This window comes from Cupriavidus sp. C3SS-1, from assembly GCF_057073755.1.
Genome location: NZ_CP172699.1, coordinates 2,822,702 through 2,842,372 on the forward strand (window position 1 = coordinate 2,822,702; position 19,671 = coordinate 2,842,372).

A 19,671-nucleotide genomic window follows, 5' to 3' on the forward strand; every position below is an offset into this window, starting at 1 on the left:
AGGTCTCAGGGGTTGAGCGGCGGCAGCGCTGCCGGCGAAGCACGGTGCAGCGGGACAGACCGATGTCGGGCGGCGTATTTCGACAACAGCGCCGCCAGTTCATTGCCGCTCCACGGCCCGGCGCTGGCAACGGCGCCGAACAGTCGCCGTTCGAGCGCATCGACGGCGGCGGCCAACGCCGCATCGCCAGTGCCGGCCACCCAGTCCGCCGGCGCCTTGCCCCATGCGGTGCGCGACCACACGCCCAGCGCGCGATAGGCCGCCGGCGCTTCGTTCGCGCGGCAGGCCTGCAGCAGCGCCGCAAGCCGCGCCTCGCTTCCGGCAGCCCTGGCGCTGCGCCGTGCCGCAAGCATCCGGCGCAGCCGCGCCACGTGCGGCCGCATCCAATGCAGCAGTGCCCACGCCAGCAGCAGTACCAGTGCGCCGCCAGCTGCCCACAGCCACAGGCGCCACGCGGAGCCGCCCTTTCCGGGCAACGGCGCAGCGTGAGGACCGGTCGGCGAGAGTCCTGTCAAAGCCGGCGCGGAGGCCACCTCCACCTTCACCTCGGGCGCTTCCGATTCGCCGGGCTTGCGCGTGACCGGATCGAACCATTCCACCTTGATCGCCGGCAGCGTATAGGTGCCCGATTGCTCGAACACGTAGGTGATGCGGTCCGTGCGGCTGCCGCCCGTATTGCCGGCGCTGTCGTGCGCGGCATCGCTGAGTTGCGGATCACCCGCGAACACGCGTACGCCGGACGGCGCCTCGATCTTCGGCGGCCGGATCATCATGGCCTGCGTCTGCGGCGCGAACGTGGTGATGGTGCGCACCAGCGCGTCGCCGGAACGGAACTGCGCCCGCGGACCGCTGACCGGGCGGTCGAAGCGCTGCGTGACGTTCAGGCGCGCCACCGGCAGCGTGGCACCGGCCGGCGCGCCGGCAGCGCCCGTGGCGCGGATCGTGGTGGGCGGCAGCGTCACGCTGCCCTGGCGCGGCTTGCCGTCATCACCGGAATAGGTGAAGGCGATGGAGACCTGCGGCAACTGGAACTCGCCACCCTGCTCCGCGGCAAACAGGTAGGTCTTGCGGATGCCGGCGTAGCTCGCGCCGTTGATGGTCTCCACCGTGTTCTGGCCGCGGTCGTCCGGCATGGTGACGATTGCGCCGGGCACCTGCAGTGTCGGAAAGACGGGCGCCGACAGGAAAAAATTGGGAGCCAGAATGGTTACGTCGAGGCTGATCTGCTGGCCCGGCAGTATTGGTTGCTTCGCCGCGACGCTAACCCGCACGAGAGGATCGGCCGCCAGCGCGAGCGCGCTCGACAGCCACATCATCAGGCCCATGAACCAGATGCCGAGACCCCGAACCGCGCGCGTCATGGCTTGGCTCCGGCGCCGGGCTGTGCCTGGCTCTGCAGCGCGAACTTGCGTTGCAGCAGTTCCGTCGGCGTGGTCTGGATTGCGCGCATCCACGTGTCGGCGCTTTCCACCGCGCCCGGCTCGCGCTTCTTGCCCTCCCCCTCGGGCGGCTTGGAATCGCTGTCGTACCTGACTTCGTCGGGCTTGATGTCGGGCGGCTCCTCGCCCTCATTTGGCTTGTCCGCCCTGGCCGCCAGCTTTTCCATGAGCGCCAGGTTGGCCGTGGCCGCGGGCCATTGCGGGCGGTGCTTCAGGGCCTGCCGGTAGCGCGCCGCCGCGTCCTTGTACTTGCCCATCCGCGCCAGCGCATCGCCCTGGTTGAAGTCGCTCTCGGGCGAGTCGATCAGCGCGAAGCTCTGCACCGCCTGCGCATATTGCCCCGCGCGGTACTGCGCCACGCCGCGCCACATCGGGTCATCGAACAGCGCTGCGGCGGCGGCAAAATCGCCACGCTCGAACGCGCGGCGGCCCTGCTGGTCGTGCGTAAGCCACAGGTCGACAAAGCGCCGTGCGCGCGGCGCGTCGGCATCGGGTGCCGATGCCTGCGCGCAAGATTCCTGCGGCGGCGCGGCCAGCATCGCGGCAAGCAGAACGCCGGTGATCCAGCGCACGGTCCAGCCCTTGCGGAACCACAACACGCCAAGCAGTGCGATCGGGATCGTCAGCCACCAGCCTTCATCCTTCCAGCGCGTGTTGTCGGCCGACTGCTTTTGCGCCAGGTGCGATTGCACGTGGCGCTGCACCCAGGCGACGTCGTCGTCGCTGTCGGGCGTGAACGTGGCGACCGGCACGCCGGTGTCGTCGCCAAAGCGCTTGAGCGCGGCCATGTCCATGCGCGCAAACACGCGCACGCCGTCCTTCTCGACAAAGCCTTCGGTGCCGCTGCGCAGCGGGCCGCCGCGTTCGGTGCCGATCGCCAGTACCACTGGCTGGCTGCGCCCGCTGCTGACCTGGGCCTTGAACGCGCGCACGGCGGCGTTCTCCACGCCATCGGTCAGGAACAGGATGGTGCCGGGCACATCTTCATGCTTGAGCGCGGCATCGATGGTGCGCAGCGCGAGCGCGGTGTCCCTGCCGGGCGCGGGCATGATGCGGGTCTGCAGCGCATCGACAAAGGTCTGCAGCAGCGTGGCGTCGTCGGTCAGCGGCAGCACCAGGTGCGTGGAGCCGGCATAGGCCCAGATCGCAGTACGCCCGCCGTCGCGGCGCGCCAGCAGCGCCTTGACCTTGAGCTTCGCGCGTTCGAGCCGCGTCGGACTCACGTCGATGGCATCCATGGTCGGCGACAGGTCGACGGCAATCGCCAGCGGCGCCTTGTCGTCGAGGAACGGCGGACGTTCGCGCTCCCAGCTGGGCCCGGCCAGCGCGATGGCGCCGAGCGCAAGCAGCAGCGCGGTCAGGTGCACGGGGCGGATGGCCAGCCGGCGGCGCTCGCCCACCATCAAGGCGTCGAGCAGGTGCGGGGCGATGGCGTCGCGCCAGCGGCGCCGTACATCCCCGCGTCGGCGCACGGCCCAGACCAGCAGCACCGCGGGGATCAGCACCAGCAGCCACCAAGGGCGCAGGAAGTGGAAGTCCGCCAGCGCGTGCATCACGCTTCCTCCGCCGCTGGCTGCCGCACGCCACCCCGGCGCGGACGCGACAGCCACGCCGACCAGAGCGCCATGATGAGCTGGTACACCAGCACTACGCCCACCGCGGCCCCGAGCGGCCACATGAACAACTCGCGGCGCGGCCGCCACGACAGCGTCTTGTGGTTGTGCGGCGTGATGCGGTCCAGCGTCGCATAGATGCTCTCCAGTCCCGCCTGGTCGGCACCGAAGAAGTAGCGTCCGCCGGTCGATGCGGCGATGCGCTGCAGCACGCCCAGATCGACGCGCTGCTCGCCCGCGGCCGAAGGATCGCCGATGCCGATCGTATGCACGATCACATGCCGCTGCTTCGCAATTTCCGCGGCGCGTTCGGGCGGCATCTTGCTGGCGGTGTCGTTGCCGTCGGTCAGCACGATCAGCACCTTCTCGGGTGTCTGGCTCTGGTCGAACATCTTGATGCCCAGGCCGATGCCATCGCCGAGCGCCGTACTGGGGCCCGCCATGCCCGGCAGCAGGTCCTTGATCATGGTCTGCACCAGCGTGTGGTCCAGCGTGAACGGCGCCAGCGGGTACGGTGCATCGCCGAACACGAGCAGGCCGATGCGGTCGCCGGGGCGGCGCGCCACGAAGCGGCTGACCACCTCGCGCACCGCCTGCACGCGCGGGATCAGCGCGCCGGCCGGGTCGCGGAAGTCGCGCGTGTCCATCGACTGCGACAGGTCCAGCGCCAGCAACAGGTCGCGCGCGGGCAGCACCTTCTCGATCGGCGCCTCCAGGAACTGCGGCCGCGCCAGCGCCATCACCAGCAGCGCCCACGCGAGCGGCGCCAGGATGCGCTGCAGCCAGTTGCTGCGCGGCACGACCGCGCCGGGCGCCGGCTTCAACCCTGCCGCGCTGGCCACCTCGCCAAAGAATGGCAGGCGCACCGACGGGCTTTCCTCGCGATACGCCGGCAGAAGCCACCACAGCAGCAAGGGCAGCGGCAGCAGCACGAAGAGCCACGGATATTCAAACTGGTACATGGTGGCCCGCAATCCATTGCTGGCAGGCTGCGGCAGTGGCCGCTACCTGGCTGTCTGGCCATTGCGCGAGCGCCCCGGCATCGCGGTACTGCGCGTCGTTGACCAGCGTCGAGAGCACCGGCACCGCGGCGCCGGCCTTGCCCGCATTGGCCTGCAGGAACTTCGCCCACTCCGCGCCGGCCATGCTGGCCACCTGGGCGCGCGGCCACGCCGCCAGCGCGGTGCGCTTGAGCAGTTCCGCCATGGCGGCCAGTGCGTGCGCACGCGCCTGCGGTGACGCGGTCATGCCGGCACGCAATTGCTCCAGTTCGGCCAGGGCCTCGCGACGGTAGCGGTTGGCGCGATAGCGGCGCCACCAGCGCCATGCCGCCAAAGCCACCAGCGCCAGCACGATCGCGCCCGCCACCGGCCAGCCGATGGTCTGCGGCCGCCACGATGGCGGCGGCGGCACGACCACTTCGGCCAGATGCAGGAGATCGCCGGCAATCGTCGCGCTGTCGGGTGCGGCCGTGCTGTGTACCAGGTCGCTCATGGCCGCGCTCCCTGCCGTGCGCGCAGCGTGCCATGGCCTTGCGGCAGCGCTTGCCCGAGCAGGCGACGCAACTGCCGCGGCGTTTCCTCCGCGGCTGACAGCGGCAGCAGTGGCACGCCAATGGCGCGATGCCAGGCCAGCAGATCGCGGCTCTGCGCATCGACGAACTCGGCGATGCCCTTGCGCGTCGCAGCGTGGCCAAAGCCCAGCTCGACCTGGAGCTCGCCGTCGCTGACGACAAGCTGGCCGGAGTCAGGCAGTTCGAGCAGGAACGGGTCGTAGACCAGCATCGTGAGCAGGTCGTTGCGCGCGCACATCGACAGCATCAGGTCGCGCGTGGCCGCATCGTGCCCGTCGAAGTCGCTGATGACAATGACGAGGTGGTCATGCCGTGCGAGCCGCGAGGCCCGCTCCAGCGCGGCATTGAGCTGACCCGCGCCACGCCGCGCGGGCGCATCGGCGCGCAGAGACTGGTTCTGGCGCGCGATCTCGCCAAGCAGGTGCTCCACGGCCTGGCGGCTGCGGCGCGGCGCAAGCTCGGTGCATGCGCTGTCGCCGAACACCAGCCCGCCGACACGGTCGCCTTCCGACAGCACGCGCCACGCGGCCAGCGCCGCGGTCTCGGCCGCGGCCACGGACTTCATCGCGCGGCGGCTGCCGAAGAACATGTTGATGCGCTGGTCCACCAGCAGCAGCACCGGACGGTCTTTCTCCTCGCTGTACACGCGGACATGCGGCTTGCCGGTGCGCGCCGTGACGCGCCAGTCCATGCTGCGGATATCGTCGCCGGGCAGGTAGCCGCGCACTTCCTCGAAAGTCAGCCCGCGCCCGCGTACGCGGGACGCATGCCGGCCCGCCAGCACGCTGTGCACCGGCTGGCGCGGCAGGAAATGGAAATCGCGCGCGGCGAGTTCAAGCGCCGCCAGCGCCGCGGCGTCCACGCTGACGCCCGGCTGCACGCGCGAGGCGGGCCCTTTGCCGGCAGGCAGCGGCGAACGGCCAAGCGAGGCAAGATGGGAACGCATGGCGCCGGCCGCCGCGTCAGGCCACGGCGACCTGCTGCACAAGGCGGTCGATCACGGCATCGGCGCTGACACCGGCGGCGTGCGCCTCGTACGACAGGATCAGGCGGTGGCGGAACACTTCGTGCACCACGGCCTGCACATTCTCGGGCGAGACAAAGTCATGCCCGTGCAGCCAGGCGTGCGCGCGCGCCACCTTGTCGAGGCCGATGGAGCCGCGCGGGCTCACGCCGACCTGGATCCATCGATCCAGCTCGTCATCGACGGTCTTGGGCTCGCGCGTCGCCTGCACCAGCGCGACCATGTAGCGCGAGACCGCTTCGCTCACGTGAATGCGGTGGATCTCGGCACGCGCGGCGAAGACCACCTCCGGCGCGAGCCGCTGTATGGCAGCGGCCTGTGCGCCGGCCTCGGCGCCCGACTCTTCGGCACGCGCCAGCGCCACGATCTGCGCTTCGGCATCGGCGTCGGGATAGGTCACGTTCACATGCATCAGGAAGCGGTCCATCTGCGCTTCGGGCAGCGGATAGGTGCCTTCCTGTTCGATCGGGTTTTGCGTGGCCATGACCAGGAACAGCGGATCGAGCTTATGGGTCGTGCCGCCGACAGTGACCTGGCGCTCTTCCATCGCTTCGAGCAGCGCGGCCTGCACCTTGGCCGGCGAGCGGTTGACCTCGTCGGCAAGGATCAGGTTGGCGAAGATCGGGCCTGCCTGGAAGCGGAATTCGCCCTTTCCGCCCTCGGTGTAGTAGACCTCGGAGCCCGTGATATCGGCCGGCAGCAGGTCGGGCGTGAACTGGATGCGCGACAGCTTCGCCTCGAGGTTGCGCGCCAGCACCTTGATCGCGCGCGTCTTGGCCAGGCCCGGCAGTCCTTCCACCAGCAAGTGGCCATCGGCCAGCAGACCGAGCAACAGCCGCTCGATCATGTGCTGCTGGCCGACGATGGATTCGCCCATTCGCTGCTGCAATGCCAGCACGTCGTCACGGGTGCTCATGGGACATTCCTCGATGGTGCGGAGCCGGGCGCCCGGCGGCCGCCCCCGAACCAGACGTAGTAAGGGTTGTCGGGATCGGTGCGCATGACCTGTTGCATATGCAGCGCCCAGGCATCGCGGTCGCCGTAATAAGCATCCAGACCGGCCGTGTAGAAGGTGTGCAGCGTTTCACGTTCGAGCCCGATATCGGCCATCAGGGCCGCATCCGCTCCGATCAACGGCGGCTCGGTCTGCAGCGTCAGCAGGCGCTGCAGGACTTGCGGGAACTCGGCGCGCCGCACCCACGTCGCGTATTCGATGCGGGGATGGTCGTCGGTCACGGCGGGCGCGTCACTGGCATAGCGCTCCAGTCCCGCGCGGTCCGTGACCCACGTTGCCAGCAGCGCAGCCGGTGATGCCACGCCCACCGCGTGCAGTGCTGCCGCGACTTCCGGCTGCGCAAAGCGCTCGCGGATGCGCGCGGCATCGAGCGTGACCGGCGACATCGAGCCCACCAGCATCATCTCGTGCAGCTCCGTGGTCCACAGCGTCGCGTGCGGGAACACGTCGAGGAAACTGCGCACCAGCGAACGCGTGTCTTCATCGTTCTGCGTAGGCAGCGGCAGCCATTGCGCCACCAGTCCGCCCGCTTGCAGCCGGGCCGCGGCGAGGCGATAGAAATCGGTCGAGTACAGATTCACCACGCCCGCGGCCGAAGGCGGCGGCGGCTCCAGCGTGATCAGGTCGTATCGCTGCTCGCTCTGAAGCAGCTCGCGCCGGCCGTCCCGAAGCCGTATATCGACGCGCTTGTCGCTGGCCACGCCGAAGTTGCCATGGAACTGCGGCACGGCACGCAGCACTGGCGGCAGCAGCTCTGCCACCACGCGGTGTTCCAGGCCTGCAAACGGCAGCGTGGCGCCAGCGGTGATGCCCGTGCCAAGGCCAATCACCAGTGCCGAGCGCGGCGTGCCGCCGTGCACGATCAGCGGCAGCAGCGCCTGCAAGCGCATGTAGCGCAGCGACGTCATGGTGTCGCCGGAATTGGACACGCCCTGGATATAGAGCCGGTTGAAGCTGTGGGTCGCCGATGACTGTTTCACCACCGCCACGGTGGCACCGCGGCCTTCCTCGTAGAACACCATCTCGCCGCCGCGCGCGCGCGCCAGCAGCGTGGCAAGACGATCCGGGGGCGCAAGCGCCGCGGCGATCACCGCAAGCAGCGCCACCATCGGCACCGCCCAGCGCGCCAGTTTCGTCACGCCCGAGCCGAGCGCCGCGGCAATGACGCCGACAATGCCTGCGCCCACCGCCAGCAACGACAACGTATGCACGAGCCCGATGTGCGGCACGAGCACAAACCCCGCCACGGCCGTGCCGGCGATACCGCCAAGCGTATTGAGCGCCACCACCGCGCCCACGCCGGCACCGAGCCGGTGATTGTCCACGCCCACGCGCAGCACGAACGGGAACGCCGCGCCCAGCAGCAGCGTCGGCACAAACACCACGCACAGCGCCGCCACCGCGAAACTCGCGCAGGCGGCTGCCAGGCCGTTCGAGGTTGCCGCCTGCGCCCAGGCCGATACCGCCGCCTGCGCCTGCAGCAGCCATTCGCCGAGCACGACGATCTCCAGCAACGCAACCAGCCCTGCCGCAGCGATCAGCATGGCGAACGCGCCCCACGGGTCGCGCGCGCGGTCGGCGCGTTTTGCAGCCAGTGCACTGCCGATCGCCAGGCCCGCAAGGTAAGTCGCGAGCACGATCGTAAAAGCAAAGGTGCGCGTGCTGATGAACTGCACGATGGCTTGCGACCACACCACCTCGTAACCCAGCGCGATGCCGCCCGCAGCCGCATAGAGCACGAGTGCCAGCCGGCCAGCGCCGGCGTCGCGCCCCGGCTGCGCAGCGGCTGGCGTAACGGCAGTGGCGGCAGACTCGTCCGCCGGCACCGGGCGCGATGCCATCAGCAGCGCGGCTGCCGCGGCAAGCCCGTTGAGCGTGGCCGCGGCCAGCGCGCTGCCCGTAATGCCGAGCCACGGAATCAGTACGAAGCCCGCCAGCAGGGTGCCCGCAATCGCGCCGGCGGTGTTGGCGGCATACAAGCGTCCGCCATGCGTGCCGACCTGCCCCGCGCGCGACGCCAGCACGCGCATCAGCACCGGCAGCGTGCCGCCCATGGCCGCCGCCGGCAGGATCACCAGCACGAACGGCAACGCCCACGCCAGCAGCCCGACGCGGCTCTCCAGCCATGCGAACGGTGCGGCGGCGCGTGCGAGCGCCAGCGTGGCGCCGATGGCCAGCACCAGCACGGCGATCTCGAGCCACGCGTACAGCCGCAGCGGCTGCGCATGGCGGTCCGCCACGCGTCCCAGCAGCCAGCCGCCCACCGCGAGGCCGGCAAAGAATGCGCTCACGGCCGTGGTGACGGCATGTACATCGACGCCAACCACCAGCGCGAGCTGCTTGATCCAGAGAACCTGGTAGATCAGTCCGGCCGCGCCGGACGCGAAAAGCAACAGGGCAGGTGCCAGCACGGCGCCGTCGTGCGCCAGTTGACCCTGCCCTGCCTGCACGGCGGCGCCTTGTTCGCGCCGCGGTTTGCCAGATCTGTGCCGCGCTTGCTGCTTGCCGGCGTTGGCGCCGGCATGCGCTTCTTTCATGGTGCGATCCTGGTGATGAGGTTGGCCGGGATGGCCCGGCCAACCATTGCCGCTGGAATTACTTCCCGGCCCCCGCAGACCCCTTGTCGATCGACTTCATCACCGCCTCGGTCATCTGGTCGATAGTGAAGCTCGCGCCGCGCTGGCTGGGCGGATAGTCCTTGAACGTCTGGAGGAAAGGTGCCACCCGCGACGACGCATAGCTGATCATGTAGGCATTCTTCGCGGTCCAGTCATAGTACTGGTCCGAGACGACATCGGCCCGCTCATACGGATCCATGCGCAGGTTGAACGCCTTCGGCACGCGCAGGCAGGTGAACGGGTTGGTCCACACCTCGAAGCCGCCCGGATGCCTCTGCTCGCAGAAGACGAACTTCCAATCGTTGTGCCGCATCGCCACCAGCACGCCGTCGTCGTTGAAGTAGAAAAAGTCCTGGCGAGGCCCGGTGTTGGTCTGTCCGGTCAGGTATGGCAGGAAGTTATAGCCGTCCAGATGCACCTTGAACGACTTTCCGCCAATGCTGGTGCCCTTGAGCAGGCGGTCCTTGATGTCGGCATCGCCGGCCGCGGCGAGCAGCGTAGGGAACCAGTCGAGGCCCGACATCATGGTCGTGGACACCGTGCCAGGCTTGATCCGGCCAGGCCAGCGCACCAGTGCCGGCACACGGAATGCACCTTCCCAGTTGGTGTCCTTCTCGCTGCGGAACGGCGTGGTTGCCGCATCGGGCCATGACCACTGGTTGGGGCCGTTGTCGGTGGTGTAGATGACGATGGTATTGTCGGTAACCTTCAGGTCGTCGAGCGACTTGAGCAGCTTGCCGACATCTCCGTCGTGCTCCAGCATGCCGTCCGCGTACTCATTGCCCGGCATGCCGCTCTGTCCCTGCATGGAAGGTCGGATATGCGTAAAGGCGTGCATGCGCGTCGTGTTCATCCACACGAAGAACGGCTTGTCGGCCTTGACCTGCTTCTCCATGAAGCCGATCGCCGCCGCCGTGGTTTCGTCGTCGATGGTTTCCATGCGCTTGCGGTTCAGCGGGCCGGTATCTTCCACCTTGCCGTCAGCAAAGGAATGGAGCACGCCGCGCGGCGCATTCGCCTTGACCCAGGCTGCATCGTTCTTCGGGTAGTACGGGCGCTCGGGCTCCTCTTCCGCATTCAGGTGATAGAGGTTGCCAAAGAATTCGTCGAAGCCATGCGCGGTCGGCAGGTATTCGTTGCGGTCGCCCAGGTGGTTCTTGCCGAACTGGCCGGTCGCATAGCCGAGCGGCTTGAGCGCCTGGGCCATGGTCACGTTCTGCGCTTGCAGCCCGACCGGTGCGCCCGGAATGCCGACCTTCAGCAGGCCCGTGCGCAGGCCGACTTCACCCGTGATGAAGGTGGATCGTCCCGCCGTGCAGCTGTTCTCGCCGTAGTAGTCGGTGAGCATCATGCCTTCGTTGGCGATGCGGTCGATGTTCGGCGTGCGATAGCCCACCACGCCATGGCTGTAGGCGCTGATGTTGGTCTGCCCGATGTCATCGCCAAAGATGACCAGGATGTTCGGCTTCTTGCCGGACGGCGCGGTGGCGGCCACCGCGGGTGCCGAAGCCACGTCGACTGGCGCACTGGCGGCAACTGGCGGGTTCTCCTTCGCCGGCACTGGCGCGGCCGCGGTTTCCGGCACCGCAGCTGACGCCTGTGCCGCTGGCTGCTGCTCCTTGGGCGGCGTCTCTTTCTTGCCGCAGCCCGCGACGGTAAAGACGGCGGCGGCCATGGCCAGCATCACCAGCCTGGTGCCCCCTCCTTTTGCTTTGCCTTCTTCAACTCGGTGCATGTCCCGCCTCCGTTCATTGACCCATTACGGTCGGTTTGCTGCGCTCATCGTGCTCATGGCTTGCCGGCCGGATAGACCTGCAGCCAGTCCTGCTTCATGCTGATCACCGTCCAACCTCTGGCCTGGGCCGCGTCGAGCGCCTTGTCGAGCTTGCCGACCTTGGACTGCCGGTCGTAGGCGAACTCGCGTTCGGCGTCGTCGTGGTGGACCAGCACGGCCATGCGCGGTCCATCCCCGCCGGTGGTGTACTCCAGCATCTGCATGTCGCCGTCGGAGTTGCCCACGGCAAGGACCGGACGACGGCCGATATGGCGGTAGATGCCAACCGGCTTGCCCGGTCCGTCATCGATGAATTCGAGCTTGGCGTCACGCACCAGCACCGGCTTGCCGTCGCGCACCATGTACTTGACCGCCTGCGAGGAACCGATCACCTGCTCGGGCGGAATGCCGTAGATCTTCTGCACCCACGGCCGCATGAATTCGATGGTGCCGCCAGAGACGATGTAGGTCTTGAAGCCATTCGCGCGCAGGTAGGACAGCAGTTCCAGCTGCGGCTGGTAGACCAGCTCCGTGAACGGGCGCTGCAGCTTGGGATGCTTTGCTTGCGCCAGCCATGCACGGATGGTGCGGTCGTATTCCCCCACCGTCATGCCGCTGTTGGCCACGGCGATCAGCGACAGCAGCGCCTTCTCGTTGCGCATCAGGGCCTGCATGTCGTTGGCCATCAGCGCCTTGAAGGCGGGATTGTTCTTCCATTCCGGATGCTGCGGCGCGGCGGCCCTGACCTGGTCGAGCAGGAAGAAGAACTGGAAATAAAGCGGCTGCTCGCTCCACAACGTGCCGTCGTTGTCGAACACGGCGACGCGATCGTCGGGCGCCACGAAGGTGGGCGAGGCCGGACGCGTGGTATCGGCCACGAACTTGATCAGCGCCTGCCTGGCCGCGCCATCGCGCCAGGAAGGCAGCGCTTGCGCGGCGACCTCGGGCGCCTGCGCCGGCTGCGTGCCCGCCGCGGCACCGCCCTCGGCCGGTGCCACGCATCCGCCCACGCCGGCCCCCGTGAACGCCAGTGCCGCCAGGCACAGCGCGGCCAGCGCGGGACGCAACGCATTGCGCGCGGGCGGCTTGAAGGTGGAGGGTTCCATCAGCGTGCTCCGGTCATCGGGAAAGGGCGCAGGCGGACGGCGCGGCTATCGCGCCATGGCCAGCGGCTGCTGCTTGCGCTGTTCGGCCCAGCGGCTGTCGTCCATCACCAGCCGGAAGCCGAGATGCGACATGCTGTTGTACGGGTCGGTGCCGCGCCGGGCGCTGGGCCGGTAGCTCAGGCAATAGTCTTCGTTGCAGAGGAAGGAGCCGCCGCGCGTGACGCGCTTGGGCGCGGTGACGGGCACGCCGGGCTCGCTCGGATCCCACGACGCCACGGGGCCCGCCGGGTCGGCGATCAGCTTGCCCAGCGCGGCCTCGCGCCGGAACTGGTCCGCGCGGTACCAGTCCGCGACCCACTGCCACGCGTTGCCGGTCATGTCATAGAGGCCGTAGCCGTTGGCCGGGAACGTGCCGACCGGGCTGGTGCCGAGCGCGCCGCCCGCCTTCGCGCTGACCACCGGAAACGGCTGGCCCTGCTGGCCTTGCCAGACATTGGCCATCTGCTTGCCGTCCGGCGCGAATTTCTCGCCCCAGGCGTAGGTGGCCTGCTCCAGGCCGCCGCGCGCGGCGAACTCCCACTCGGCCTCCGTGGGCAGGCGCTTGCCGGCCCACTTGGCATAGGCCTGCGCGTCTTCATAGGAGACCTGGACGACCGGGTGGTTGTCCTTGCCCTCGATCGACGTGCCCGGCCCGCCCGGATGGCGCCAATCGGCACCGGGCACGTAGCGCCACCAGCGCGAATAGTCCTGCAGCGGCACGGGGCGCGCGGTGCCCACGAACACCATGCCGCCCGCGACCATCGCACTGTCGGGCGGGCGCGGCGTGCCGGGCGGCAGCTGGACTTTCAGGGTTTCCCAGTCGGGCGCCTTTTCCGCGGTGGTGACGTAGCCGGTGGCCTCGACGAACTTGCGGAACTCGGCGTTGGTGACGTGGCGCTGGTCCATCCAGAAACCGTGGATGCGCACCTGGTGCGCAGGCTTCTCGTTGGCCTGCGCCATCTTGCTGTCGCTGCCCATGAGGAATTCGCCGCCGGGGATGTGGACCATGCCGGCCGGGCCGCGCACGCCATCACCGACCACGATGTCCTGCGACTGGCCGCCGTGGCGGCCATGCATCGTCCACCAGGTCGCACCAAAGCCCGCCCCGACACCGGCGCACACGAGCATCGCGACCATGGCCCCACGCCAGCGGCGCGGCGCGGCGGCGACCGCTGTGGCAGCGGAAATCCCGCGCTTCTTGCCCATGGCTCTTCCTCCGCAAAGCACAAGTGGTGCGTAATGCGCACCGCGAAGCTATCGTTGCAGAAGGAAAAGCGAAACGGAATTCAGTTTTCTTGGCACGTGATTTTAGATATTTCGCATCGACGCGCACACAAGTCTCTGAAAGGCCCGACGCGCCACCGAATTCAACGCTGTGTGCAGCAATTCGGCGAGGCGGCCCGAATTCTTGCGTGCCTGCGCATGCACGTCGGTTGCTATGCTGCGATCTGCACACAAACGCCAGTTATGGGACCAGAGCATTTGTCCCATCAACGGGACGTCGACAGGACAAAGTGGAAAGGGCGCGACAGACAGTGGCCGCGCCCCGAAGCCTGCATTGGCCTTGCCAGTTTCAGTTGGTGGTGGCGCCCAGCGCGCCGGCGCGCGCGGTCATGGTGCGCTTGGCGATATTGAGCTGGTGGATCTGGGTGGTGCCTTCGTAAAGCCGGAACACGCGCACGTCGCGGTAAAAGCGCTCGGCAACCGTGCGCGCCATGTAGCCGCTGCCGCCGAATACCTGGACTGCCCGGTCCGCCACGCGCCCGGTCATTTCGGAAGCAAACATCTTGCACATCGATGCTTCCATGGTCACGTCCTCGCCGGCGTCGCGACGGCGCGCGGTTTCGAGCACCAGCGCACGCGCGGCGTGCAGGTCGGTGTTGCTTTCGGCAATCATCTGCTGCACCAGCTGGTACTCCGAGATCGGGCGCCCGAACTGTTCGCGCTCGCGGGCATAGCGAACCATCTCGTCGACCAGCCGGATCGCCGGGCCGATGCACAGGCCGGCCAGGTTGATGCGTTGCTTGTTGAGCGCCTTCATGGCCGTGGTGAAGCCGCGCCCCGGCTCGCCGCCGACAATGGCGCTGGCGGGGACCCTGCAATCCCTGAGGATGACGTCACCGACGGGCGAGCCGTGCTGCCCCATCTTGCGCTCGGGCTCGCTGGTGTCGAGGCCCGGGGTGCCGCGCTCGACGAGGAATGCGCTGATGCCGTGCGCGCCAGGCGTATCCGGCTCGCTTCGCGCAAAAACCGTGAACAGGTCCGCCAGCGGTGCATTGGTGATGAAGCATTTGGTCCCGTTGAGCACATAGTGGTCGCCATCGCGCGTCGCGCTGGTGCGCAGCGACGTGGCGTCCGAGCCGGCCTCGGGCTCGGTCAGCGCAAAGCACCCCGTGATCTCGCCGGAGGCCAGGCGCGGCAGGTAGCGCGCCTTCTGCGCGGCCGTGCCATCGACGACGAGCGACTCCGAGGCAATGCCGGTGTTGCCGCCGAAGCGGGCGCGGAACACCGTGGCGGCCTGCGACACCTCGATGTTGACCAGCGTAAGTTCTTCCGATGTCAGCCCCGCGCCGCCATAGGCTTCGGGGATGCTGTGCCCGAACAGGCCGAGCTGGCGCATGGCGTCGACCAGCGGTTCGGGAATGCAGTCGTCGTGATCGATCTGTGCTTCCTGTGGAATGCAGGTTTCAAGGACAAACTGGCGCAGGGTGGCAAGCAGTGCCTGCAGGCGGGCGGGATTCTGGATCATGGTGGTAACAGGACGGGTCGGAAGATTGGGGACAGCGTGCTTACTGCGAGGCAATGCCGGCCGTTTTCAGCACTCCGGTCCACTTGCGGGATTCGCTTGCGATGTACCGCTCGAAAGCCGGTGCCGATTGCGGCGCGACGTCCATGCCCAGGCCTGCCAGGCGCCGTGCGATGTCCGGATTGGCGACGGCCTGCGCGACGGCATCGGCAAGCTTCTTCACCACCGCATCCGGGGTCTTGCGCGGCGCCACCAGCCCGAACCATGCGCCGACCTCGTAGCCGGGAATGTGGGCCGCCTCCGCGACCGTGGGGACGTCCGGCAGCGCCGGCGAGCGGCGCGCCGACGTGACGGCGAGCGCCCGCAGCTTGCCGCTTTGCACCTGCTGCCCGGCAATGGCGATGGTCAGCGCCATCATCGACACACGCGCGCCGAGCAGGTCCGACAGCGCTTCGGGCTGCCCCTTGTAGGGCACGTGCGTCAGGCTGACGTGGGTCATCTGCGCCAGCAGTTCGCCGGAAAGATGGTTCGAGGTACCAACACCCGCGCTCGCATAGGTGACCGCGCCAGGCTGGTTGCGCGCGGCACTCAGCAAGGCGTCAAGGCTCTTCGCCGGCGACGCGGCCGGCACCACGATCACGTTGGGGATGAACCCTAAGCCGGCGATGGAACGGAAATCCCGTTCCGCATTCCACGTGATGGCGCTGTTCAGCAGCGGCCCCACCACGTGGCTCGGACTGACGGCGAGCAGCGTGTAGCCGTCCGGCGCGGACTTGGCGACGAAGTCGGTGCCGATGGCGCCGCCCGCGCCGGTCTTGTTCTCGACGATGACCGGCTGCTGCAGGATCTGCGCCACGCGTCCGGCGACGATGCGGGACACCGAATCCACCACGCCGCCGGCGGAGAACGGCACGATGATGCGGACCGCGTGCTCCGGAAAGCGTGCGGCGGCCGGCTCCTGCGCGGCGGCCATTCCGGCGGCGCCCAGGCACAAACCCGCCGCCATGCGTGCGATTGCGCCGGCAAAACGGTGCCGGCTCCAAGCCTTGCTGCTGTGCATCACGTCTCCTTGTCGGGTGCCCGCCGTCTTCGTGAACGACAGGTCAGGTTGCCGTCGCGGCGCCCCGGGGGACGTGGTTCCGCGACTGCTATCGTGCGCAGGCCAGTTCGATCTGCCGAATGGCCTCGGTCAGCTTTGGCGCCACCTCGCGAACCAGCAGGTCGCCGGCATCGCGCATGGCCGACACCGTGCAGTTCAGCGCGAACGCGTCCTGCTGGAGCGACTGCCGGATCGGGGCGGCAATCGCATGGATCTCCCGCCGCCATTCGCCGCGGCTCACGCAGAAGCCGTGTTCCGCGAAATGCTTCTGCTCGGCAACCCACATCGGCTTCTCCGCGGCGAAGCGCTCCGGGTCTTCGACCCGCAGCCGGTTCAGCACGGCGGTGCGCTCTTCGCGCTCGCAAGCCAGCAGCAACGCGCGGCCGATCGAACTGCTCAGCAGCGGGCGCGTGCTGCCGATGTCGGGCTGGTAGAAGTTGGCCGGGTCCAGCCGGCAGCTATCCACGTACACCACCGACAAGCGCTCGCGCATGCCGAGGTTGACGGTGCAGCCGGTCTCGCGCGCCAGCGCTTCCATGTGCGGCCTGGCCACCTGCCGGATGGCCAGCCCCGCCAGCATCGGGTACGCCAGCGCCAGCACGCCCGCGCCCAGCCGGTACTTCTGGTTCGACGCCACGCGGCTCAGGAACCCAAGCATGCACAGCGTGTACGTCAGCCGGGACACCGTCGCCTTGGGCAGGCCGGTCCGTTCCACGATGTCCTGGTTGCCCAGCACGGGACGGTCCGGCGAGAACGCCCTGAGCACATCCAGGCCGCGCGCCAGGTTGGTGGCGAACTGGCGATCCACGGAGAGTTCATCGGAACTCGCGAGGCCTGGCAGCGGGTGACGTTCCATTTCCGGTTGGCGTTGCGTGCTTTCCATGCTCGTGTCCGCAAGGGGGGAAGTCAACGTTGTATCACGACGGTTTCGCTGTGCGGAACCGTGCTTGCGCACAGCGGCGCGGGCTGCCACCTTGCCTGGAAGCCCAACCACAGGTCATTCCCATGCAGGCATCTCCGGCAGCATCAACGCCCCGTTCCACCCCCTCTTCCGCAGACTGTTCCGCTTCGACGCAAGGCCCGCTGGCCGGTGTGCGCATCCTCGACATGGCCACGGTGGTGGCTGGCCCGTTTGCCGCGACCTTGTGCGCCGACATGGGGGCCGAAGTGGTCAAGCTGGAACTGCCCGACGGCAGCGATCCGCTGCGCACGCTGGCGCCGGTCAAGGACGGCAGCCCGCTCTACTGGAAGGTCACCAATCGCGGCAAGCGCGGCATTTCGCTTGATGTGCGCACGGCCCGCGGCCGCGATATCTTCCTGCGCCTGCTGCCGCAGTTCGATGTGCTGGTCGAGAACTTCCGCACCGGTACGCTGGACCGGTGGGGCCTGGACATCGGTACGCTGCGCGCGGCGAATCCGCGGCTGACCGTGCTGCGGCTGACCGGCTTCGGGCAGACCGGCCCCGCCGCCACGCGACCCGGTTTTGCGCGCATCTTCGAAGCCATGAGCGGCTTTACCAATCTGGCCGGCACGCCCGAAAGCGGCCCGCTGCACATGAACTATCCGGTTGGCGACATGATCGCCGGCCTGTTCGGCGCCTTCTCCATCGCCACCGCCGTGGCCGAGCAGCGCAGCGGACGCGACACCGCGGCGCGCGAGATCGACCTGGCCGCCACCGAGGCCGTGTTCCGCCTGCTCGACCCGCTCGCGGTCGAATACGAACAGCTGGGCCAGGCCCGGCAGCGCGCGGGCAATCGCACGACCTATGCCGCGCCATCGAATATGTATCGCACCGCGGACGATGTGTGGGTCACGGTGGTGGCCTCTTCCGACGCCACCTTCGCGCGCCTGGCGCAAGCCATGGATCAGCCAGAACTGGCCACCAGCGCCGACTACGCCGGCAACGTCGAAAGGGTGCGCAACATCGACAGGCTCGATGCCATCGTCGCCGGATGGTTCGCGCAACACGACCATGCCGCGGCCAGCGTGGCGCTGGAGCGGCACGGCGTGCCGTTCAGCAAGGTTTTCGGCATGGCAGACATCCTGGCGGATCCACACTTGCGCGCCAGGAACGTGGTAACGCGGTTGCCCGACCCGGATTTCGGCTCGCTCCCCGCCCCGTGCGTCGTGCCGAGGTTCTCCGGACACATCCCGCCCGCGCCCCGCACCGGTCCGTCCGTGGGGGAACACAACGCGTCAATCTACGGCGAGCTGGGTCTTGGCTCGGAAGAACTGGACGCGTTGCACCAGGCGGGGATTATCTGATCGCCACCCATATTGCATACAATTATGGAATACAATATCTCTTCTTGAACCATGCCCGGACAGGAAGAGACCATGACATCGCACCAAACCAGCCCGACCACCCAGCACGTTGCCGCACTGGAGCCAGTTGAGAACTACCTGAAAGGCCATGCGACCGGCAAGGGCGAGTACATCCGCAAGGCGTTCCACGCCGATGCGCGCATCCAGTCGTTCCGTGACGGTGTGTATTACAGCCTGAGCGTCGAGGAGTTTATCGCCGCCAGATTCCAGGGCGAGCCCGCCGCGGACGAGGCGCAGCGCAAGCGCTTCATCACGCAGTTCGATGTAACCGGCAACGCCGGCACGGCCAAGGTGGTGCTGCAGTATCCGGGCGTGACCTTCACCGACTATTTCACGCTGCTGGAGATCGATGGCGTATGGGGTATCGCCAACAAGACGTTCAGCGCGGCGACGCCGGCGTAAGCCACGCGACTGTCGCCAGGCGCGTGCCGGTGGCGCGCGCCTCGGGCCGCGCCAGACGGGCCTTGAGTTCGGCGCGTTCGCTGAAATGTGGCGCGGCCAGCCACGCGCCGAGTTCATCGCGCCAGTTCTCCCAGGCGTTTTCGTCGAACTCGAATTCCTCGTCGAGCCGCCCGCCGTCGCGCAAGTAGAAGCCCGCCACGCTGGTGCCGTTCCAATAGGCGACGGCCACGTCGGAGAAGTCCGCGGTGGTTCCCGCTGGCATGTCGCGCAGCAGCATTGCCAGGGTTGCCTTGAACGGTTTGAATTCGTCGGTGGGCATGGCGGCCTCCGCTGCATGGTAGGACGATACCAACAGGGTGCTCCTGTTCTCCTGGCCCGTCAATTTACTGAGTGGCCTCGGCCAAGCGCTGTCGATGTCGTGCATAACCGCTGCGCGATGATTTGCAATGGCCTGGCGACGCCCGCTTGCTGTTGACACATTCCTCGTCAAGAATGGGGCAATGCCTCTCTTCCAACTGGAGTTGCCGACCATGCCCGAAGCCAGCATCACCGCACATCTTCCGACGATGGATATCGAACTCATGCGGCACAGGCTGCCCGAAGAGAATACCGATGTCATTTCCGTACTGATCCGCGCTACGCCCTCGTTCGCCGCCATGGAGCACTGGCTGGCGCAGTCCCCGCCGCTGCCCTTCGAAGATGTCATGCAGTGGTGGGCCGACATGGTGCGCGCGACATGGCAGCCCTGGCTGGCGCTCAATCCCGCGCTGGCGCTGATGCTGCCGCCGCCACAGCCGGACGCGCTGGTGGACGCGGCGTCGGACAAATAGCTGTCCCGCCACCGGGTCTTTGAGCTTGATCCGGCACTCGGGCTGACCTAGACTGAACTCCGGCGTTC

The 19,671-nt window shown here is 68.1% G+C and carries 17 protein-coding genes; 3 read left to right on the top strand and 14 right to left on the bottom strand.

Translation table 11 applies throughout. The features are described 5' to 3' along the window. Positions 1-5: 5 nt before the first annotated feature. The 13 genes from ACIGJC_RS13120 to ACIGJC_RS13180 form a co-directional block, all read right to left on the bottom strand. Positions 6-1,361, bottom strand: coding sequence for a BatD family protein (locus tag ACIGJC_RS13120; RefSeq protein WP_483709312.1), 1,356 nt, complete (start codon positions 1,359-1,361; stop codon positions 6-8). Then, entirely contained in the window at positions 1,358-2,992 is a 1,635-nt protein-coding gene (locus ACIGJC_RS13125) for a vWA domain-containing protein (protein WP_483711538.1), read from the bottom strand. Before ACIGJC_RS13125 ends, ACIGJC_RS13120 begins: the two co-directional genes overlap by 4 nt. Then, positions 2,992-4,014, bottom strand: coding sequence for a vWA domain-containing protein (locus tag ACIGJC_RS13130; protein WP_483709313.1), 1,023 nt, complete (start codon positions 4,012-4,014; stop codon positions 2,992-2,994). The genes ACIGJC_RS13125 and ACIGJC_RS13130 overlap by 1 nt, the downstream gene beginning before the upstream one ends. After that, a complete protein-coding gene (locus ACIGJC_RS13135) occupies positions 4,001-4,546 on the bottom strand; it encodes a DUF4381 domain-containing protein (RefSeq protein ID WP_483709315.1) in 546 nt (181 codons plus the stop codon). The genes ACIGJC_RS13130 and ACIGJC_RS13135 overlap by 14 nt, the downstream gene beginning before the upstream one ends. Beyond that, complete coding sequence (locus ACIGJC_RS13140; protein WP_483709317.1) at positions 4,543-5,571, bottom strand: DUF58 domain-containing protein; 1,029 nt, start codon at positions 5,569-5,571, stop codon at positions 4,543-4,545. Before ACIGJC_RS13140 ends, ACIGJC_RS13135 begins: the two co-directional genes overlap by 4 nt. A 16-nt stretch (positions 5,572-5,587) precedes the next feature. Continuing rightward, positions 5,588-6,565 (bottom strand): AAA family ATPase, encoded by a 978-nt coding sequence (locus ACIGJC_RS13145; RefSeq protein WP_483709319.1) that lies wholly within the window; start codon positions 6,563-6,565, stop codon positions 5,588-5,590. Further along, the gene (locus ACIGJC_RS13150) at positions 6,562-9,201 is read right to left on the bottom strand and encodes a fused MFS/spermidine synthase (protein ID WP_483709320.1); all 2,640 of its coding nucleotides are present in this window, start codon (positions 9,199-9,201) and stop codon (positions 6,562-6,564) included. The genes ACIGJC_RS13145 and ACIGJC_RS13150 overlap by 4 nt, the downstream gene beginning before the upstream one ends. Positions 9,202-9,259: 58 nt before the next feature. Further along, positions 9,260-11,017, bottom strand: coding sequence for an arylsulfatase (locus ACIGJC_RS13155; RefSeq protein WP_483709322.1), 1,758 nt, complete (start codon positions 11,015-11,017; stop codon positions 9,260-9,262). 53 nt (positions 11,018-11,070) lie between these two features. Then, positions 11,071-12,162, bottom strand: coding sequence for an HAD family hydrolase (locus tag ACIGJC_RS13160; protein WP_483709324.1), 1,092 nt, complete (start codon positions 12,160-12,162; stop codon positions 11,071-11,073). Positions 12,163-12,207: 45 nt separating this feature from the next. Further along, complete coding sequence (locus ACIGJC_RS13165) at positions 12,208-13,407, bottom strand: formylglycine-generating enzyme family protein (protein WP_483709326.1); 1,200 nt, start codon at positions 13,405-13,407, stop codon at positions 12,208-12,210. Positions 13,408-13,774: 367 nt separating this feature from the next. Then, the gene (locus ACIGJC_RS13170) at positions 13,775-14,950 is read right to left on the bottom strand and encodes an acyl-CoA dehydrogenase family protein (protein WP_483709328.1); all 1,176 of its coding nucleotides are present in this window, start codon (positions 14,948-14,950) and stop codon (positions 13,775-13,777) included. Positions 14,951-14,990: 40 nt separating this feature from the next. Continuing rightward, positions 14,991-16,007, bottom strand: a complete 1,017-nt coding sequence (locus tag ACIGJC_RS13175) for a Bug family tripartite tricarboxylate transporter substrate binding protein (protein ID WP_483709330.1) — start codon at positions 16,005-16,007, stop codon at positions 14,991-14,993. A gap of 88 nt (positions 16,008-16,095) precedes the next feature. Further along, positions 16,096-16,902 (bottom strand): IclR family transcriptional regulator, encoded by an 807-nt coding sequence (locus tag ACIGJC_RS13180; RefSeq protein WP_483711539.1) that lies wholly within the window; start codon positions 16,900-16,902, stop codon positions 16,096-16,098. Positions 16,903-17,051: 149 nt separating this feature from the next. Between ACIGJC_RS13180 and ACIGJC_RS13185 the strand changes: the two genes are divergently transcribed. Then, positions 17,052-18,311: a CaiB/BaiF CoA transferase family protein gene (locus tag ACIGJC_RS13185; RefSeq protein WP_483709332.1), complete on the top strand. Its 1,260-nt coding sequence runs from the start codon at positions 17,052-17,054 to the stop codon at positions 18,309-18,311. Between the two features lie 72 nt (positions 18,312-18,383). After that, positions 18,384-18,773 (top strand): nuclear transport factor 2 family protein, encoded by a 390-nt coding sequence (locus tag ACIGJC_RS13190; protein ID WP_483709333.1) that lies wholly within the window; start codon positions 18,384-18,386, stop codon positions 18,771-18,773. Here ACIGJC_RS13190 and ACIGJC_RS13195 read toward each other — a convergent pair. Continuing rightward, complete coding sequence (locus ACIGJC_RS13195; protein ID WP_483709335.1) at positions 18,751-19,092, bottom strand: hypothetical protein; 342 nt, start codon at positions 19,090-19,092, stop codon at positions 18,751-18,753. The genes ACIGJC_RS13190 and ACIGJC_RS13195 overlap by 23 nt on opposite strands. A gap of 181 nt (positions 19,093-19,273) precedes the next feature. Between ACIGJC_RS13195 and ACIGJC_RS13200 the strand changes: the two genes are divergently transcribed. After that, positions 19,274-19,603, top strand: a complete 330-nt coding sequence (locus ACIGJC_RS13200; RefSeq protein ID WP_483709337.1) for a hypothetical protein — start codon at positions 19,274-19,276, stop codon at positions 19,601-19,603. The last annotated feature ends 68 nt before the right edge of the window (positions 19,604-19,671 follow it).

Coding starts and splice junctions, on each gene's coding strand:
- ACIGJC_RS13155 (WP_483709322.1), bottom strand. CDS start 11,017: ATGCACCGAGTTGAAGAAGGCAAAGCAAAAGGAGGGGGCACCAGGCTG.
- ACIGJC_RS13165 (WP_483709326.1), bottom strand. CDS start 13,407: ATGGGCAAGAAGCGCGGGATTTCCGCTGCCACAGCGGTCGCCGCCGCG.
- ACIGJC_RS13120 (WP_483709312.1), bottom strand. CDS start 1,361: ATGACGCGCGCGGTTCGGGGTCTCGGCATCTGGTTCATGGGCCTGATG.
- ACIGJC_RS13130 (WP_483709313.1), bottom strand. CDS start 4,014: ATGTACCAGTTTGAATATCCGTGGCTCTTCGTGCTGCTGCCGCTGCCC.
- ACIGJC_RS13200 (WP_483709337.1), top strand. CDS start 19,274: ATGCCTCTCTTCCAACTGGAGTTGCCGACCATGCCCGAAGCCAGCATC.
- ACIGJC_RS13170 (WP_483709328.1), bottom strand. CDS start 14,950: ATGATCCAGAATCCCGCCCGCCTGCAGGCACTGCTTGCCACCCTGCGC.
- ACIGJC_RS13125 (WP_483711538.1), bottom strand. CDS start 2,992: ATGCACGCGCTGGCGGACTTCCACTTCCTGCGCCCTTGGTGGCTGCTG.
- ACIGJC_RS13190 (WP_483709333.1), top strand. CDS start 18,384: ATGACATCGCACCAAACCAGCCCGACCACCCAGCACGTTGCCGCACTG.
- ACIGJC_RS13180 (WP_483711539.1), bottom strand. CDS start 16,902: ATGGAACGTCACCCGCTGCCAGGCCTCGCGAGTTCCGATGAACTCTCC.
- ACIGJC_RS13135 (WP_483709315.1), bottom strand. CDS start 4,546: ATGAGCGACCTGGTACACAGCACGGCCGCACCCGACAGCGCGACGATT.
- ACIGJC_RS13140 (WP_483709317.1), bottom strand. CDS start 5,571: ATGCGTTCCCATCTTGCCTCGCTTGGCCGTTCGCCGCTGCCTGCCGGC.
- ACIGJC_RS13185 (WP_483709332.1), top strand. CDS start 17,052: ATGCAGGCATCTCCGGCAGCATCAACGCCCCGTTCCACCCCCTCTTCC.
- ACIGJC_RS13175 (WP_483709330.1), bottom strand. CDS start 16,007: ATGCACAGCAGCAAGGCTTGGAGCCGGCACCGTTTTGCCGGCGCAATC.
- ACIGJC_RS13160 (WP_483709324.1), bottom strand. CDS start 12,162: ATGGAACCCTCCACCTTCAAGCCGCCCGCGCGCAATGCGTTGCGTCCC.
- ACIGJC_RS13150 (WP_483709320.1), bottom strand. CDS start 9,201: ATGAAAGAAGCGCATGCCGGCGCCAACGCCGGCAAGCAGCAAGCGCGG.
- ACIGJC_RS13195 (WP_483709335.1), bottom strand. CDS start 19,092: ATGCCCACCGACGAATTCAAACCGTTCAAGGCAACCCTGGCAATGCTG.
- ACIGJC_RS13145 (WP_483709319.1), bottom strand. CDS start 6,565: ATGAGCACCCGTGACGACGTGCTGGCATTGCAGCAGCGAATGGGCGAA.